The sequence below is a fragment of the Brevibacterium sediminis genome (assembly GCF_013623905.1).
In the GTDB taxonomy this organism is placed as follows: Bacteria; Actinomycetota; Actinomycetes; order Actinomycetales; family Brevibacteriaceae; genus Brevibacterium; species Brevibacterium sediminis.
Genome location: NZ_JABKDD010000001.1, coordinates 469,436 through 487,005 on the forward strand (window position 1 = coordinate 469,436; position 17,570 = coordinate 487,005).

At 63.7% G+C, this 17,570-nt stretch carries 16 protein-coding genes and 2 tRNA genes; 12 read left to right on the forward strand and 6 right to left on the reverse strand.

Annotated elements, in window-relative coordinates; genetic code table 11:
• The first annotated feature begins 64 nt into the window (after positions 1–64).
• Positions 65–1,747 (forward strand): energy-dependent translational throttle protein EttA, encoded by a 1,683-nt coding sequence (ettA, locus tag HK108_RS02165; protein WP_181270453.1) that lies wholly within the window; start codon positions 65–67, stop codon positions 1,745–1,747.
• A 218-nt stretch (positions 1,748–1,965) separates the two neighbouring features.
• Here the strand turns inward: ettA and HK108_RS02170 are convergent, their stop codons facing one another.
• Positions 1,966–2,211, reverse strand: coding sequence for a hypothetical protein (locus tag HK108_RS02170; protein WP_229663906.1), 246 nt, complete (start codon positions 2,209–2,211; stop codon positions 1,966–1,968).
• Positions 2,208–3,116 (reverse strand): acyl-CoA thioesterase, encoded by a 909-nt coding sequence (locus HK108_RS02175; RefSeq protein WP_139467000.1) that lies wholly within the window; start codon positions 3,114–3,116, stop codon positions 2,208–2,210. Before HK108_RS02175 ends, HK108_RS02170 begins: the two co-directional genes overlap by 4 nt.
• A 95-nt stretch (positions 3,117–3,211) precedes the next feature.
• Here HK108_RS02175 and HK108_RS02180 point away from each other — a divergent pair, with 95 nt between their 5' ends.
• Both HK108_RS02180 and HK108_RS02185 read left to right on the forward strand, forming a co-directional pair.
• Positions 3,212–3,754 (forward strand): acyl-CoA thioesterase, encoded by a 543-nt coding sequence (locus HK108_RS02180; RefSeq protein WP_139467001.1) that lies wholly within the window; start codon positions 3,212–3,214, stop codon positions 3,752–3,754.
• Complete coding sequence (locus HK108_RS02185; RefSeq protein WP_139907946.1) at positions 3,751–4,422, forward strand: DUF8185 domain-containing protein; 672 nt, start codon at positions 3,751–3,753, stop codon at positions 4,420–4,422. Before HK108_RS02180 ends, HK108_RS02185 begins: the two co-directional genes overlap by 4 nt.
• Before the next feature lie 28 nt (positions 4,423–4,450).
• Here HK108_RS02185 and HK108_RS02190 read toward each other — a convergent pair whose 3' ends face one another.
• Genes HK108_RS02190 through pepN form a run of 3 tightly spaced genes read right to left on the reverse strand, consistent with a single transcriptional unit; the run spans position 4,451 to position 8,618 of the window.
• Positions 4,451–4,852, reverse strand: a complete 402-nt coding sequence (locus HK108_RS02190; RefSeq protein WP_181270454.1) for a globin — start codon at positions 4,850–4,852, stop codon at positions 4,451–4,453.
• On the reverse strand, positions 4,836–5,927 hold the full coding sequence (locus tag HK108_RS02195) for a mechanosensitive ion channel family protein (RefSeq protein WP_139467004.1): 1,092 nt from the start codon (positions 5,925–5,927) through the stop codon (positions 4,836–4,838). Before HK108_RS02195 ends, HK108_RS02190 begins: the two co-directional genes overlap by 17 nt.
• A 12-nt stretch (positions 5,928–5,939) precedes the next feature.
• A complete protein-coding gene (gene pepN, locus HK108_RS02200; RefSeq protein ID WP_181270455.1) occupies positions 5,940–8,618 on the reverse strand; it encodes an aminopeptidase N in 2,679 nt (892 codons plus the stop codon).
• 193 nt (positions 8,619–8,811) lie between these two features.
• Between pepN and HK108_RS02205 the strand changes: the two genes are divergently transcribed.
• From HK108_RS02205 to HK108_RS02215, 3 genes are all read left to right on the forward strand, one after another.
• On the forward strand, positions 8,812–9,417 hold the full coding sequence (locus HK108_RS02205; RefSeq protein WP_139467006.1) for a mycothiol-dependent nitroreductase Rv2466c family protein: 606 nt from the start codon (positions 8,812–8,814) through the stop codon (positions 9,415–9,417).
• A 64-nt stretch (positions 9,418–9,481) separates the two neighbouring features.
• Positions 9,482–9,955, forward strand: a complete 474-nt coding sequence (locus HK108_RS02210) for a ribose-5-phosphate isomerase (RefSeq protein ID WP_139467007.1) — start codon at positions 9,482–9,484, stop codon at positions 9,953–9,955.
• A gap of 13 nt (positions 9,956–9,968) precedes the next feature.
• On the forward strand, positions 9,969–11,081 hold the full coding sequence (locus HK108_RS02215; protein ID WP_139467008.1) for an alcohol dehydrogenase catalytic domain-containing protein: 1,113 nt from the start codon (positions 9,969–9,971) through the stop codon (positions 11,079–11,081).
• A gap of 153 nt (positions 11,082–11,234) precedes the next feature.
• On the opposite strand, the gene HK108_RS02220 is transcribed toward HK108_RS02215, so the two are convergent.
• Positions 11,235–11,308 (reverse strand) — tRNA-Pro (locus HK108_RS02220).
• A 165-nt stretch (positions 11,309–11,473) separates the two neighbouring features.
• Between HK108_RS02220 and HK108_RS02225 the strand changes: the two genes are divergently transcribed.
• The 6 genes from HK108_RS02225 to clpX all read left to right on the forward strand — a co-directional run bounded on the left by HK108_RS02225 (position 11,474) and on the right by clpX (position 17,568).
• Positions 11,474–11,547: transfer RNA gene (locus tag HK108_RS02225), tRNA-Gly, on the forward strand.
• A 62-nt stretch (positions 11,548–11,609) separates the two neighbouring features.
• On the forward strand, positions 11,610–13,028 hold the full coding sequence (locus HK108_RS02230; protein ID WP_229663907.1) for a glycoside hydrolase family 15 protein: 1,419 nt from the start codon (positions 11,610–11,612) through the stop codon (positions 13,026–13,028).
• A 212-nt stretch (positions 13,029–13,240) separates the two neighbouring features.
• The gene (gene tig, locus HK108_RS02235) at positions 13,241–14,617 is read left to right on the forward strand and encodes a trigger factor (RefSeq protein WP_181270456.1); all 1,377 of its coding nucleotides are present in this window, start codon (positions 13,241–13,243) and stop codon (positions 14,615–14,617) included.
• Positions 14,618–14,820: 203 nt separating this feature from the next.
• The gene (locus HK108_RS02240; RefSeq protein ID WP_101545567.1) at positions 14,821–15,417 is read left to right on the forward strand and encodes an ATP-dependent Clp protease proteolytic subunit; all 597 of its coding nucleotides are present in this window, start codon (positions 14,821–14,823) and stop codon (positions 15,415–15,417) included.
• Between the two features lie 26 nt (positions 15,418–15,443).
• On the forward strand, positions 15,444–16,088 hold the full coding sequence (locus tag HK108_RS02245) for an ATP-dependent Clp protease proteolytic subunit (RefSeq protein WP_139467010.1): 645 nt from the start codon (positions 15,444–15,446) through the stop codon (positions 16,086–16,088).
• 196 nt (positions 16,089–16,284) lie between these two features.
• Positions 16,285–17,568, forward strand: coding sequence for an ATP-dependent Clp protease ATP-binding subunit ClpX (clpX, locus tag HK108_RS02250; protein ID WP_181270457.1), 1,284 nt, complete (start codon positions 16,285–16,287; stop codon positions 17,566–17,568).
• Positions 17,569–17,570: the final 2 nt, after the last annotated feature.

Sequence of the window (17,570 nt, forward strand, 5' to 3'; positions counted from 1 at the left end):
TCCTCGGCGGATGCCGAGCGTCAAGTAGCGCTGGGGTGCGCCGAACCGATAGCCTGAGTGCACTATGGCCGAATTCATCTACACCATGCACAAGGCGCGCAAAGCGCACGGTGACAAAGTCATCCTCGACGATGTATCGATGTCGTTCTACCCCGGAGCGAAGATCGGTATGGTCGGCCCCAACGGCGCCGGCAAATCAACCATTCTGAAGATCATGGCGGGTATCGAGCAGCCCTCCAACGGTGAAGCTCGACTCAGCCCCGGGTACTCGGTGGGCATCCTCATGCAGGAGCCGCCCCTGAATGAAGAGAAGACCGTCCTCGGCAACGTCGAAGAAGGCGTCGGCGAGATCAAGGCAAAGGTCGATCGTTTCAATGCCATCTCCGAGGAGATGGCCGATCCCGATGCGGACTTCGACGCCCTCATGGAAGAGATGGGCAAGCTGCAGGAGGCCATCGACGCCGCTGACGCTTGGGATCTCGACTCTCAGCTCGAACAGGCGATGGACGCTCTGCGGTGCCCGCCGCCGGACGCGGACGTCTCTGTACTCTCCGGGGGTGAACGTCGCCGTGTGGCACTGTGCAAGCTTCTGCTCGAGAAGCCCGATCTGCTGCTCCTCGACGAGCCGACGAACCACCTCGATGCGGAATCGGTGCTGTGGCTCGAGCAGCACCTGAAGACTTACCCGGGCGCTGTCATCGCGATCACCCACGATAGGTACTTCCTCGACCACGTTGCCGAATGGATCGCTGAAGTCGACCGTGGGCATCTCTACCCCTATGAGGGCAACTACTCGACTTACCTCGAGAAGAAGCAGGAGCGCCTTCAGGTCCAGGGCAAGAAGGATGCGAAACTCGCCAAGCGGCTGAAAGACGAACTCGAATGGGTGCGTTCGAACCCGAAGGCGAAGCAGACGAAGTCGAAGGCGCGTCTGGCCCGCTACGAAGAGATGGCGGCCGAGGCGGAGAAGACGCAGAAGCTCGACTTCGAAGAGATTCAGATTCCGGCCGGCCCCCGCCTCGGTGATGTCGTCATCGAAGCGGACAAGATCGAAAAGGGCTTCGATGGGCGCAAACTCATCGACGGCCTGAGCTTCTCCCTGCCGCGCAACGGCATCGTCGGCGTCATCGGACCCAACGGCGTCGGAAAGTCGACGCTGTTCAAGACGATCGTCGGCATGGAAGACCTCGACGGCGGAGATCTCAAGGTCGGAGAGACCGTGAAGATCTCCTATGTCGACCAGTCCCGCGGCGGAATCGATCCGGACAAGAACCTGTGGGAGGTCGTCTCCGACGGGCTCGACTTCATCCAGGTCGGCAAGGTGGAGATGCCCTCCCGTGCCTATGTCTCCGCGTTCGGATTCAAAGGCCCGGACCAGCAGAAGAAGGCCGGAGTCCTCTCCGGCGGTGAGCGCAACCGCCTCAACCTCGCTCTCACCCTCAAACAGGGCGGAAACCTGCTCCTGCTCGATGAGCCGACGAACGACCTCGATGTCGAAACCCTCGGCTCGCTGGAGAACGCCCTGCTCGAGTTCCCCGGCTGCGCCGTGGTCGTCTCGCACGATCGCTGGTTCCTCGACCGTGTGGCCACGCACATCCTCGCGTGGGAGGGCACCGAAGCGAACCCGGCGAACTGGTACTGGTTCGAAGGCAACTTCGAAGCATATGAGAAGAACAAGGTCGAGCGACTCGGCGAAGATGCGGCCCGCCCGCACCGAGTCACCCACCGTCGTCTCACCCGAGACTGAGCTCAGTTCGGTCTGAGCCGAACCGGTTCCGACTCTACTTTCGCATCTTTCGGATACAGTGATGCCCCGGTCAAAGAGGCCGGGGCATCACTGTATCCGTGCGGAACAGGTGGACGATGAACGCGCCCGCACAGAATCGGTGGGAGACGTGCGCTGCGTCCGCTGGCGGACCGTCCAAAACGAGCCAGCCCGAAGCCTCGACCGAATGAGGAGAAGAGTCAGTCCTCTGACCGGCGGGTGAGTCCGCCGAGGTTCGCGATCCCTCTGAACAGCAGACGGACGAGAATCGTGCCGATGACTCCACATACGACTGCCAACAGCCCGCAGACCGCCACATGCAGATCCGTGCGTCCCATGAACGCCACGAGGCTGAGCAGCCCGATGACGAGGAAAAGCGCCACGTTGACCAGTCGGCTGAGGATGGTGCCGATGATGTCCATCATCGTCGGGTCCTTACTCGTCACTGAACCTCCTTGACCCGGACCATGCCTTCCTGGGCCACAGTGGCCAGCAGGGTTCCGTCCTGAGCGAAGATGCGGCCGTAGCCGAGACCGCGCCCACCCTGTGCGGCAGGAGACTCCTGCACATAGAGCATCCAGTCGTCGACGCGCACCCGGTGGTGCCACCACATCGCATGGTCGAGGCTGGCCACCCGCAGCCCCGGGGTTCGCCACGTCAGTTCGTGATGACGAAGGACGGGTTCGAGCAGGTTGAAGTCACTGGCATAGGCCAGAGCCGCGGCATTGAGCACCGGGTCGTCTCCGAACGTCGAACTGGCTCGGAACCAGGAATGCTGTTCGGTGATCGAGGGATCGGAGACGCCCGAGGTGTGCAGGGACGGCTCGACAGGACGGACTTCGAAGGGCCGCTTCCGCAGCCAGTCGCTGACGACCGGAGAATCCTCGTCGCCGATATAGTCAAGCAGTTCCGGGCAGTCCGCGGGAGCCGGCAGACCGGTCGGCATCTGCTCGGCATGGCTGAGACCCGGCTGGTCGTCCTGGAACGAAGCGCTCAACGACAGGATCGGCGCGCCCTTCTGATATGCGTGGACGCGGCGGGCCGAGAACGAACGGCCGTCACGCAGCCGTTCGACGCCGAATTCGATGGGCTCGCTGACATCGCCGGCGCGCAGGAAATATCCATGGAGCGAATGGATCAGGCGGTCACTGGGAAGTGTGGCAGCGGCTGCGACGACACACTGTGCGAGCACCTGCCCGCCGAAGACCCGACCGTCGGGTTTGTACTGGCTGTGCCCGATGAAGAAGTCCGTTTCGCTGGACGCCGCAGTGAACTCGAGCCGGCGCAGATCGAGGATCTCGTGCAGCCGAGCTACGTTCGCCTCCGCTTCGGAGGATGCTTCGTCGGTCATGGGCTTCTCCCTCGGATGACTGGGCCAATCGTGCGTACGAGTCACGATCCTATCGCGTGCGGCACCGTCGTGATGAAGGTGGCATGATGGGAGGCATGCACTCTGGCGCCACCAACCCCCTTCTCGACGAATTCACCCGCGTACTGTTGGAACTGAGATGGGGTGATATGGACGCCTACGGCCATGTGAACAACGTCACCCAGCTCAAACTGCTGGAAGAGGCGCGCGTCCGTGCCCTCGGCTCTCCCACCCACAGCTCCGATGCACCGACCACGCCGGGAGAGCATGGGGTGTCCGAGACGGTCAGCGGGGTCGAGATACCGACGATCTTCGCCGACGCCTCTGCCACCACCGAGCTGCTCGTGGCCTCCCACGCCATCGAATACCGTGCCCCGATTCCCTATCGGACCGGACCCATCGCCGTCGATCTCGTCATCAGCGAAGTCCGACCCGCCTCGGTGACGGTGGGCTATGTCATCTGCGAACCGGACGGTTCGCGCACCTACACGGTCGCCGAGACCGTCATCGTCTTCATCGACATCGCCAGCGGCCGGCCGCGACGCCTCAGCGAAGCCGAGACCGTCGCCATGGAATCGGTGCTCGGCACGCCCGTTCCGCTGCGGAGGGCCCGACGATGACGGATCTGCATATCAGTGACCCGCTGGCGATGCGGGATCTCTCCGCCTTCACTTCTCTGGCGCACAGGGCAGATGCTGACGGAGCGATGCGACTGCAGGTCGCCTCCGACGTCCTGGCCGCCACCGTGGCACCGCTGTTCCCGCACGGGCTCGGCGATTCGACACCGCTGGTGCTGGCCATGCGGATGCTGCGCCTGCACGACCACGAACAAGACGGATTCGACGAGGCGGTCCCGCTGTCGAATCTGCTCGACCGCTTCGCCCGAGACGAGAATGGAACCACTCTGCCGGTGCCGCCGAATTCGGTGCTCGTGTCGTGGACCGGGATCGCGCCCCCACGCGGGGGCTGGTCCGAGTACGACACGATCAGCGTCGGGCGGCTCCACGAGACTGCGGAGTCGGGGATCGCAGAGATCAGCACCGGTGCGCCCGAGGGTTCCGGGGGACACGCGGTCAAAGCTCTGCGTTCCCGCGTGTGGTCACGTCCGATGGCGGGCGAGCAGGGAACCGGGATGCCAGGAGGATTGGCCTTCGCAGCCGCTGCGCTGCGCTTCATTCCACCGCCGGGGCGCGATGACGACCGTCAGCTGCGCATCATGGAATCCGGAGGCTGGCTGCGTCTCGTCGCCCCAGGCGGTCACCTGCTCACGCGTGCCCGCGGACTGTGATCAGCGGTCTGTGGTCACCGGAGAGTGATCACCGGATGTTCGGGTTCGTATTCACCATCGCGGTCGCTGCCCGCTGGAAGTAGTCCCAGAACATCTCGTCGTACAGCGGCGGCAGGCTCACATCGTCGAGCGCCGCGCGCATGCAGCGCAGCCAGCGGTCCCGGGCATCGAAATCGATCGGATAGTCGAAATGCCGCATCCGCAGTCGCGGGTGACCTCGCTGCTCCTGGTAGGTCGACGGTCCCCCGAAATACTGCTCGAGGAACATCTGCAGACGGTGCTTCGCCCCCTCCAGCTCATGGCCGTCGGGATACATCGCAATGAGCTGAGCATCCGCATCGACATGCTGGTAGAACACGTCGACGAGGCGGGTGAACGTGTCATGCCCGCCGACGGCCTCGAAGATGGAACCGTCAGTTATCTGCGACATCGCTCGATCCTTCACTGGGGGAGTCCTCCTGCACGGTGCTGCGGATCTCCTGGTCACTGGGCAGAGGCGAGGGATTCTCGGAATCCTCGGCGACGGCCGGAGCCATCGCCTTCTCCTGAGCGGGCAGGGTACGCAGAACCGTCTCCTGCACCATACCGATCTGTCCGCCGCGCTTGGCCAGCTGGGTCATCAGTTCGGCACGGAAGGCACGCTCGACCATCCACTGCAGGTTCGGCTTGGTCTTGACCATCGTGCGGATGACCCGGTGGGAGCCCGACAGCGACTGGACACCGGCGATCTCGGGATCCTCCAACATCGCACTGGCCAGCTCGGGATCCTTCCGCAGAGTGCGCGTGATGTCCGCGGTCATCTCGCGGTACTCATCCATCGAGGTCCGGTAGTCGAGCGGGATGTCGAGCACGGCACGAGCCCAACCCTGGGACAGATTGCCCACACGCAGGATCTCGCCGTTGCGCACATGCCACAGGGTGCCGGTGAGGTCACGGATCTGGGTGCGGCGCAGGCCGACGTCCTCGACTTCGCCGACGGCTTCGCCCAGGTCGACGGTGTCACCGATTCCATACTGGTCTTCGATGACGATGAAGAATCCCGACAGGTAGTCGCGGACGAGCTCCTGAGCACCGAAGGCGATGGCAACACCGGCGATACCGGCAGAAGCGAGGATCGGGGCGATGTTGAAGCTCAGCGCATCGAGGATCATGAGGACCGCGATGACACTGACGAGGATCGTCGTCACCGACGACAGCATGCGCCCCACGGTCTTCGCCCGCTGGGCTCGACGCTGCTTGATCGTCTGCTCATCGATCCCGGTCCGCTGAGCCTCAAGCGCGGTGGCGGAGAATTTCGCTCGTCCCGCGCTTTCGGCCTTCTCGCTGCCGACCGTGCCCTTGGCCACCGCAGTGGTGAACCGGCGGATGAAGAGCCGGATGATGAGGTTGACGACGATGGCGCCGATGATGATCACGGTGATCTTCAGCGGAGCGCCGAGGAGGAACGTTGCCCAATCGAAGTCACTTGCGTTCTGAACAGTGGAGTCTATTGCATCGGTTGTCATGATCTTTCGAGACTAACTGTGAAGGTTCAATGATCCCTTGGAAGCGCTGGACACACGCTGAACCTGCAGCGCCCGATTCGCATCGGCTAAGTTCTCCCGCATCAGCCGCACCAGGCCCTTCGGCGCTGAGGGATGCTCGTCGAGCCACTGTGACGTGGCGTCGACTGTGGCAGAACTCACCGGTGGGTACAGCCGCAGAGTCATCGTCTGCGCCATCTCCAGGGTGCGCGTCTCCCACCAGCCTGCCACCCGTGCGAAGTATTCGTCGGCGAAGGACCGCAGCGGCGCCTCGGCGGCGATGGAATCCCCGGAGTTCGTCTGCAGCCCGGTGCCGAAGCCGAGAGCGAGCGCCCCGAGTTCCGAGTTCGGCAGATCTGCATCGTCGACCATCCTTGTGAAGGCCTGCGATTTCGACGCCGAGTTGGGGCGGCTGGCCCGTGCGGTCGCGGCGTGGCGGACGCCGGTGGCGCTGGGGTCTCTGCGGCTCATCTCCCCGACGGTCGAATCGTCGACGGCGTCGTTCGAACACAGACCGATGATGATCTCCCACGTGAGATCGGTGTCCAGGGCGACCCCATAGACGCGTTCGGTCTCCGGTCGCAGCCAGGACTTCAGACGCTCCAGCTGCATAGGTGTGGTCGCGTGACGGATGAATCCGCGCACGAACTGGAAGGCCTGGTCCGATCCTTCCTCGGTCGCCTCGAGGACCTCGAGGAAACGGTCAGCCACCTCGGCGTGCATCCTCTCGCGCTCCTGCGGCGGCAGGTAGGAGCCGACCGCGGTATCGAGCTGGCGCATCTGCGTGAGCAGTCCGGAGGAATGGGTGATGGCGCCCAGATGGGTGAGCACAGTGTTGATGTAGTCGTGGACGGGCCGTTCTCCGTCACGGACTTCATCCCACAGCGTTGCCAGCACGAGGAGCTGGGTGAGCGAATCGTCGAAGTCACCCAGTCTGTTCGCCGCAGTGTCCATGCTGCGGGCGTCGAAGCGGACCTTCGCATAGCTGAGATCGGCGTCGTTGACGACGATGACATCGGGCAGGGCCAGGCCTCGAGCCTCGTCCACCTCTGCGGATTCTCCGTCGATGTCGAGGGGGACGGAATGAGTGCGTTGCAGACGTCCCTGCCCATTGTCCGAATAGAAGCCGACGGCCAGCCGGTGCGGACGCAGCGACGGGGTCGGCTGACCCGGAATCGACCAGGGCTGCTGAGTCACGCGCAGGCTCGAGATCGTCTGCTCGTCCGTTCCCGATGCCTTGGCCGTGCCATCACCGGCTTCAGTGGTGACGACGGCCTCGAGGAGGTTGACTCCGGATTCCTCCAGCCACAGCTTCGACCAGCTCTCCAGATCCCTGCCCGAGGTGGCCTCGAGCTCCGTGAGCAGATCGGAGAGCTCGGTGTTCGACCACGCGTGCTTGTCGAAGTAGCTCTTGAGGCCGGAGAAGAACTCCTCGCGACCGACCCAGGCCACGAGCTGTTTGAGCACGGAAGCGCCCTTGGCGTAGGTGATTCCGTCGAAGTTGACTTCGACATCGGCAAGGTCCTCGATCGGGGCGACGATCGGGTGCGTGCTCGGCAGCTGATCCTGTCGGTAGGCCCAGGACTTCTCGATCGTGGCGAAGGTCGTCCACGCATCGGCGAATTCGGTGGCCTCGGCCGTCGCCAGCGTCGACATGAACTCGGCGAAGGACTCATTGAGCCACAGATCGTTCCACCAGCGCATGGTGACGAGGTCGCCGAACCACATATGGGCGAGCTCGTGGAGGATCGTGACGGTCCGGCGCTCAACAAGAGCCTCGGTTGGACGTGACCGGAACACATAGTTCTCGAGGATCGTCACGGCGCCGGCATTCTCCATCGCTCCGGCATTGAACTCGGGCACGAAGAGCTGATCGTACTTCTCGAACGGGTAGGAGACACCGAATTCGCGTTCGAAGAACTCGAAACCGGCCTTCGTGATCCGGAACAGCTTCGTCGCATCGAGGTGCTCGAGCAGAGACGCGCGGCAGTAGAGGCCCAGAGGAACAATCGAACCGTCGGAGGAAGTCAGCTGCGAATGCACGGACTCATACGGGCCGGCGATGATCGCGGTGATATACGACGAAATCGGCGTGGTCGGGGCGAACTGCCACACCGCCATGCCCTCCTGCGGTTCCTCTCCGAGCTCGGCGAAGGTCTCCTTCGCGTCGCTCGGAGTCGGAGTGGGGGAGTTCGAGACGACGGTCCACTTCTCCGGCGCGACGACGGTGAAGGAGTACGGAGACTTGATATCGGGCTGCTCGAACACGGGGAAGACACGGCGGGCGTCAGGGACCTCGAACTGAGAGTAGAGGTATACCTCGTCATCGATCGGGTCGACGAATCGGTGCAGACCTTCTCCGGTGTTCATATAGGCGAAATGGGCATCGACGATGAGTTCGTTCTCAGCGGCAAGGCCGGGAAGGGTGATGCGGGCCGGTGCGACCACCTCGGCGAGGTCGAGGTCCGTGCCGTTGAGTCGGACGCGCTCGACACTCGCGGTGATGGCGTCGATGAATGTCGTCGAATCCGCTGCCGCGGTGAACCGGATACGTGAACGGACGCGGAAACTCTCACCGACTCCTGTGAGGATCAGAGTGTGCTCGTAGCTCGAGACGTCCACGATGGCTGAACGTTCGCGTGCTTCGTCGCGTGTGAGATTGTGTTGCGGCACAGTGAGGTGACCTTCGCTTCGGGAACCGGGTGTACTCGGTCATTCTTTCATGGACAGGCTCCGCTGCGGCGGTGTCGGTGCGACTGATCGCGATTCGGCCACCGTCACCGAGGATGGCCGGTCTTGATAGATTGAGCACTGACACGATGGGTGCCCGGCACGGGACCCGCGAGCGTTTGACGGAGGAGAGACAGTGAGCAAGGAAACACTCGATCTGTGGTTCGACACGGCCTGCCCGTGGGCATGGATGACCTCACGCTGGGGACTCGAAGTGGCGAAGGTCCGCGACGTCGAGGTGAAGTTCCACCCGATGAGCCTGAACTTCCTCAATCGGGACAAAGACATTCCCGAGGACTACCGGGCACTGATGAACCGGGCCTTGGCCCCGATGCGCATCGTCACCGCCGCGATCGCCGAGCACGGTGAGGAGATTGCCGAACCTCTCTACACCGCGATCGGCACAAGGATCCACCCGGGCGGAGAGAAGGACTTCGAGAAGGCAGTGTCCGAGGCTCTGGCCGAACTTCAGCTGCCCGCCGACCTCATGAAGTACGGCGAGACCGATGACTACGACGCGCAGCTCCAGGCCTCCCACGACGAGGCTCTGAGCTTGGTCGGCGACGATGTCGGCACACCGATCTGCCGTGTCGCCGGAACCGCGTTCTTCGGTCCTGTCGTCACCCCCGCTCCGAAGGGAGAGGACGCCGGACGCCTCTTCGACGGAGTCCTCGCGGTCGCCTCGACGCCGGGATTCTTCGAACTCAAGCGCACACGTGACCAGGGCCCGAACTTCGACTGAGACTCAACGGTCCGCACAATCAGCGGACTCGATCGATCAACAGATCCCACCGAAAGGCAGACATATGAAGGTTCACCTCGGCACCGACCACGCCGGATTCGAATTCAAGGAGGTGCTCAAGGCGCACCTCGAGTCGGCCGGGCACGACGTCGTCGACCACGGCGCCCTTGAATATGACGCGCTCGATGACTACCCGGCCTTCTGCATCGCCGCGGCACAGGCCGTCGTCGACGATCAAGCCGCCGGTCAAGAAGCACTCGGAGTCGTGATCGGCGGATCGGGCAACGGCGAGCAGATGGCCGCCAACCTCGTCAAGGGTGCACGCACCGCTCTGGCTTGGAACCCGGAGATCTCGAAGTTGGCCCGTCAGCACAACAACGCGCAGATCGTCGCCGTCGGTGCCCGCCAGCACCCGGAAGCCGAAGCGATCGCGATCGTCGATGCATTCTTGGCCGAGCCGTTCTCCGGCGATGAGCGCCACGAACGCCGCATCGACATCATGGCGAAGTATGAGGAGCAGGGCCGGCAGGCTCTGTAAGAGGGAGAACACTGTGAAGATCCACGGCGCTGTGCTGCGCGAGATGCAGCGGCCTCGGCCATTTGCTCAGTCGCAGCCGATGTCGGTTGAGACCCTCGAACTCGATGAGCCGGGTCCCGGTGAGGTGCTCATTCGGATGACGGCGGCCGGGGTCTGCCACTCGGATCTCTCTGTCGTCGACGGCAACCGTCCCCGCCCGCTGCCGATGCTGCTCGGGCACGAAGGTGCGGGAGTCGTTGAGAAGCTCGGCGACGGCGTCGATGATCTCGAGATCGGCCAACAGGTCGTCACAGTGTTCCTGCCTCGCTGCGGGGAGTGCGCGAACTGCCGCACCGACGGAAAACTTCCGTGCACGCCCGGCAGTGCGACGAACGGAGCCGGGACCCTGCCGTTCGACGGACACAAGGTGCGTCTCCACGACGACACCGGCGCCGAGGTGCTCCACCACCTCGGCGCGTCCGTGTTCGCCACTCACGCAGTGGTCAACCGGGCATCCGTGGTTCCCGTCGACGACGACGTTCCCGCCTCCATCGCTGCGGTGCTCGGCTGCGCCGTGCTCACCGGCGGGGGAGCGGTGCTCAACGCGGGACGGCCGGGACCGGATGACGAGGTGATGATCGTCGGCCTCGGCGGAGTTGGAATGGCCGCGCTCATCACGGCTCTGTCGATCGAGACCGCCGGAGTCATCGGCGTCGACGCGAACCCAGACAAGCTGGTGCGGGCGAAGGAACTCGGCGCCGTCGAGGTCTACACCCCCGAGCAGCTTGGCCAGAGGACAGCGCCGATCGTCATCGAATGCGTCGGGCATGCTCGGGCCTTCGAGACCGCGTTCACGGCCACAGCCGTCGGCGGGACGACTGTGACGGTGGGGTTGCCCGCCCCGGATGCGCAGTCTCACATCACCCCGGTGACCCTGACAGCCGAGGCCCGGACCGTGATCGGCTCCTATCTGGGGTCGGCAGTGCCGAGTCGGGATATCCCCGTCTATGCCCAGCTGTGGAGAGAAGGCAAGCTGCCCGTCGAGGAGCTCATCTCCGACACGATCAAGCTGAACGACCTCAACGAGGCCTTCGACGCGCTCTCCGACGGGACGGTCGTCAGGCAGGTCATCGACTTCGAGGCGTGAGCCTCACCTGAGATGTCTCCTTTGGTACTACCTGACGGCGGCTGAGCAACCTAGCGCCAGGTATCTGGGCCGCCCTCAGGTAGTAATTGGGGGCCAGCGTATTTCGGCATGACGAAGCCGCCCGGACCGATCGGTCCGGGCGGCTGGAGTCTGTCGGGATGACAGGATTTGAACCTGCGACCCTCTGTTCCCAAAACAGATGCGCTACCAAGCTGCGCCACATCCCGCGACGGCTCCTATCTAACCACAGGCGGGTCGCGACGTGCACCTTGCGAATCGCGCAAACCCGTCAATGCGACACACCTCACAGTGAGATCGTAGGAGTGACGCAGGTCACCGAATGTCGATTTGGCGCTCGATGAAGTTCTCGACTATAGTCGAACTCGCAACACGGGGATGTAGCTCAATGGTAGAGCCTCAGTCTTCCAAACTGATGGTGCGGGTTCGATTCCCGTCATCCCCTCCACAAGCCGGTCTGACCTGATGGTCAGGCCGGCTTCTTCGTTCTCGGACGGGTAAGATCCTCAGATGAGCACAGTGGATCAGCCGCCGCAGAGCACGCCCTTGCGCGATGAGCGGGACACTGCGTCGGCTATCGCCCGGCCCAGCCGGCGAGCGATGCTCACCGGAGCGGTCGCCGGGATCGGTGCGATCGGTCTCGGTTCGACGATCACCGCAGCCCTCGCCGAGGCGGCCCAACCGGATCCCGTCCGCTCGGTCACCGCCGCCTACACCGGATCGGGCCGGCGTGAGGCCCTCGACGCCGTCGCCGCGCGACGCCTGCCCGCACAGTCACGAGTCATGCCGGATCTGTCCGATCCGGGCCCGGCCCGGAGGCAGCGGGAATTCCTCGACAGCTGCGAATCGTGGCTGGGAACTCTGCCTGCCCATCGCCGCGACCTCGCTGTCTCCGCCCTGCTCGACCTATGGGTTCTCAGCGACGAGCTGCCCGCGCCGGTCGCCGGATGGGCCGATGCCTGGCGCTATGTCTGGCCGCGGGACACGGCCTTCTCTGCAGTGGCTCTGGCGCGGGTCGGGTTGTCGGAACTGTCATGGAGCCATCTGCGCTGCCTGCAGTCCGTACAAGCGGTCGACGGGTCGTTCGCCGCCCGCGTCGACCCGGAGTCCGGACTGCCTCCGGACGATCGCGAGTCGCAGTTCGACTCCCTCGGCCTCGTCCTATGGGCGATCTCCGAAGTGCATTCGGTCTCCACTGCGGCGGCCGCTCAGTTCGACCTCGGCGAGTTCGATGACCTTCTGCGACGGACCACCCGGCGTCTCTTCGACCTCACCGCCCACGGTCGCAGCCTGCCTCCGGTCGGCCCGGACTATTGGGAAGTCGGAGAATCCCAGGTCACCCTCGGCTTGGCCGGACCGACTCTGGTCGGGATGAACTCACTCACCGCACTGACCAAGGCTGATGGGGATCTGTGGAGGCGCCTCGGCGAGGACGCGGCAGCCGTCCTGCTCGCAGCGGACGATTTTCGAGCGACCTTCACGCGAACCTTCGGCGCCAATGGGATGCAGCGGTACCCCACCTCGGGCGGATCCGATTCGGCCATCGCCTACCTGCCTGCGGCCGGACTCGTCCCGGAGCGGCCAGAGGGGATCTACGCGCTCGAACCCGAGCTTCTCGCCGGAGTCTGGGACCACCTCGAACAGCCGGCCGGAGGGATCAAGCCCGGACACGGCTGGATCATCGACCGCTCCAGCTGGACGCCGTCGACGTCGCTCATGGGGCTCGGCTTCGCGCGCCTCGGACTCACCGACCGAGCCGAATCGATCCTCGACTGGCTGGCAGAGCACCGCACGAGCGCAGGGTCCCTGCCGGAGAAGATCAGCGGGGACGGCGATCCGGTCTCCGTGGCGCCGCTGTCGTGGACGGCGGCCAACGTCATCATCACCCTCGACGAACTCTACGGACGCCGAGGTGGAGCGAGCTCGTGAAATCACCCCGGTTTCGCGTATCGGGCGGGGTTTCGCGTAACATAGGGGATTGCGTCTTGCGGACGTGCGCGAACTATTCGTGGACTTTCGCTCCCTCTAAGGTCACGAGATGACCGATCAGGCTGTGAGATGGCCGTTCGCGGTCACGAACCCGGATGATCAGGTCGGAGATGACCGAAAATGCATGACTGTCGAATTTGAAAGGTCACACTGTGAAGAGCTCCGTCGAGCAACTCGACCCCACCCGGGTCAAGATCAGCGTGGAAGTCCCATACGCCGAACTCAAACCGAGCGTCGACGAGGCATACAAGACCATCGGGGCCCAGGTCACCGTCCCCGGGTTCCGTAAGGGCAAGGTCCCCGCGCGCATCATCGATCAGCGCATCGGCCGTCCTGCTGTGATCCAGGAAGCCATCAACAACGGTCTTGACGACTTCTACCGCAACGCGGTCGAAGAGCACGACCTCAAACCGATGGGCCAGCCCGAGGTCGAGATCTCCGAGGTTCCCGGACTCGACGGAACCGAAGACGGCGAACTCGGCTTCACCGTCGAGGTCGACGTGCGCCCCGAGGTCACGCTGCCTGCCTACGACACGATCAACATCGAGGTCGACCCCATCGAGGTCACCGACGCCGATGTGGACGAAGAGCTCGAGCAGCTGCGTACCCGTTTCGGAACTCTCGTCGCCGTTGAGCGCCCCGCGGCCAAGGACGACTTCGTCACCCTCGACCTCGTCGCCACCATCGCTGACGAAGAGATCGACACCGCCTCCGACATCTCCTACCAGGTCGGCGCCGGAACGATGCTCGAAGGCATGGACGAAGCGCTCGACGGCCTCTCCGCCGGAGAGACCACGACCTTCGAGACCACCTTCGCAGGTGGCGAGCACGCCGGCGAACAGGGCACTGTGAAGATCACCCTGGGCGCTGTGAAGGAACGTGAACTGCCCGAGGCCGACGACGACTTCGCTCAGCTGGCCAGCGAGTTCGACACGATCGACGAACTGCGGGAGGACCTGCGCGTCCAGGCCGGCAAGGCCAAGGAGACCGAACAGGGCGTCCAGGCACGGGACAAGGTCCTCGAACACCTCATCGAGACCCTCGACGTCCCGGTCCCGGCCAAGATCGTCACCGACGAGGTCGAGCGTCACCTCGAGTCCGAGAACCGTTCGGACGACGACGAGCACCGCAAGGAGGTAACCGAGGAGACCGAGCGCAACCTGCGCACGCAGTTCATCCTCGATGCGGTCTCCGAAGCCGAGAACGTCGAGGTCAGCCAGCCCGAACTCATCGAGTACCTGATCTCCGCTTCGCAGCAGTACGGAATGAACCCCAACGAGTTCGCCCAGATGCTCGACAGCTCCGGCCAGGTCAACGCCCTCGTCGGCGAGGTCTCGCGCCGCAAGGCCCTGGCCGCCGTCCTCGCCGGTGCCACGGTCAAGGACACCGCCGGAAACGTCGTCGACATGGAGGCCTTCACCTCCGCCGGTGACGACGCCGAGGAAGCCGGCGCCGAGGATGCCGACGCGACTGCGCAGAGCGCGGAAGCCGCGGACGAAGCACCTGCAGAGGCCGCCGAAGAGAACTGAGGACGAGCCGCCTCGGCGGTGGAATCCTGATGAGACGGTGGGTACGGATCACGATCCGCACCCACCGTCTTCGCATCTGCGCAGGTCCGATCACGCTGAGGGCGAACACGGGCCTCGCCGCGGACTAAAACCCGGGGGAGAGCGGTTAGAGTCCATAACAAGCCATCCACAGAACACAGGAGTGAAACGTGAGCGCATACGACATGACAGCTCCCGTCGGCCTCGACGCCGGTGGGGGAATGGGTCTGGACGACCACATCTTCAATCGTCTTCTCAAAGAGCGCATCATCTGGCTCGGTTCGGAAGTGCGTGACGACAACGCCAACGCCATCTGCGCGCAGATGATGCTGCTGGCCGCCGAAGATCCCGAAGCGGACATCTCGCTCTACATCAACTCGCCCGGCGGCTCCGTCACCGCCGGTATGGCCATCTACGACACGATGCAGTACATCAAGCCCGATGTCTCGACCGTGGCCATGGGCATGGCCGCGTCGATGGGACAGTTCCTGCTCTCCTCGGGCACCCCGGGCAAGCGCTACGCCACCCCGCACGCTCGCATCCTCATGCACCAGCCGCTGGGCGGCATCGGCGGAACGGCCACCGACATCAAGATCCAGGCCGAACTGATCCTGCACATGAAGAAGCAGATGGCCGAACTGACCGCTCAGCAGACCGGGAAGTCGCTCGAGCAGATCCTCCAGGACAACGACCGCGACCACTGGTTCACCGCCGAAGAGGCGCTCGAATACGGCTTCATCGACAAGATGGTCACCCGCGCGTCCGACGTCGAGAACAACTGAGCAGGAGTGAGGGAAGAATGAATTCAATGAACTTTATGCCGGGTTCGACGGCGTCGAACATGCCGCAGTCGCGTTATGTCATGCCGCAGTTCGAAGAGCGCACACCCTATGGCTTCAAGCGCCAGGATCCCTACACCAAGCTCTTCGACGACCGCGTCGTATTCCTCGGCGCACAGGTCGATGACACCTCCGCCGACGATGTCATGGCTCAGCTGCTCGTCCTGGAATCGCAGGATCCTGACCGTGACATCACTCTGTATATCAACTCGCCGGGTGGGTCGTTCACGGCGATGACGGCCATCTACGACACGATGCAGTACATCAAGCCGGAGATTCAGACCGTCTGCCTCGGTCAGGCCGCCTCCGCAGCCGCCGTGCTGCTGGCCGCCGGCACTCCCGGCAAGCGTCTGGCCCTGCCGAACGCGCGAGTGCTCATCCACCAGCCCGCGATGCAGGGGCAGGGACAGGGTCAGGCCTCTGACCTCGAGATCCAGGCCGCTGAAGTGCTGCGGATGCGCGAATGGCTCGAGGGAACTCTGGCCAAGCACTCGAACAAGGAGGCCGCACAGGTCTCGAACGACATCGAACGCGACCTCTTCCTCACGGCCGAGCAGGCCAAGGACTACGGTCTCGTCGACCAGGTGCTCTCTTCGCGCAAGAACGCGAGCTGATCACCTGTCGGAGGACAGGGAAACACTGAGAACGGGTTCGTGCGATTGTGATCGGACGGACCCGTTCTCGGTTCCTTCCGCCGACACACCGAGTCGTGGCTGGGGGCTCGTGTCAGCCACGTATGGGAAGCTATTGAGGTACAGGAAACACGAGCGGTAGAGTTGGGGCCAAGCGTCCTGGCGAAAGGTTGTGACAGTGGCTCGCAGTGCGGACGGAGCAGACCTGCTCAAATGCAACTTCTGTGGGAAGTCTCAGAAGCAGGTTCGGAAACTCATCGCCGGACCTGGTGTTTACATCTGCGATGAATGCATCGGATTGTGCAATGAGATCATCGAAGAGGAGCTCAGCGAATCCAGTCCGGAGCAGGCCGAACTCGAGCTGCCCAAACCTCGTGAGATCTTCGACTTCCTCCAGGAGTACGTCGTCGGTCAGGAACCGGCGAAGAAGGCACTGTCGGTAGCCGTCTACAACCACTACAAGCGCATCCGATCGCTGCAGTCCGGTGACGAGAAGACCCTCGGCTCCAACGACTCCGAAGTTGAGATCGCGAAGTCGAACATCCTGCTCGTCGGTCCCACCGGCTCGGGAAAGACCTACCTCGCCCAGTCGCTGGCCAAACGTCTCAATGTCCCATTCGCGGTCGCCGATGCCACCGCGCTGACCGAAGCCGGCTACGTCGGCGAAGACGTCGAGAACATCCTGCTCAAACTCATTCAGGCCGCAGACTTCGATATCCAGCGTGCCGAGCACGGAATCATCTATATCGACGAGATCGATAAGATCGCTCGCAAGTCGGAGAACCCGTCGATCACCCGTGACGTGTCCGGTGAGGGCGTGCAGCAGGCACTGCTGAAGATCCTCGAAGGCACTCAGGCGTCGGTGCCGCCGCAGGGCGGGCGCAAACACCCGCACCAGGACTTCCTGCAGATCGACACGACCAATGTGCTCTTCATCGTCGCCGGCGCATTCGCCGGGATGGAGGAGATCGTCGCCGGCCGCAAGGGCAAGCACGGCATCGGCTTCGGCGCCCTGCTGCAATCGAAGAACGACGAAGAGGACCTGTACGCAGACATCCTTCCCGAAGATCTGCTCAAGTTCGGCCTCATCCCGGAGTTCATCGGCCGCCTGCCGGTGCTGGCCACCGTGTCCAACCTCGACCGGGCCGCGCTGATGTCGATCCTCACAGAACCGAAGAACGCCTTGGTCAAGCAGTACGAGCGGATGTTCGAGTTCGACAATGTCTCCCTGACATTCGAGACCGAGGCACTTGAGGCCATCGCCGATCTCGCTCTGCTGCGCGGCACGGGCGCTCGAGGCCTGCGCTCGATCATGGAAGAGGTCCTGCAGCCGGTCATGTTCGATGTGCCTTCACGCGAAGACATCGCCGAGGTGGTCGTGACTAAGGACGTCGTCGAATCCAATGTCGCCCCGACCCTCGTGCCGAAGTCACGGAACAGGACGAATAAGAAGTCTGCCTGAGT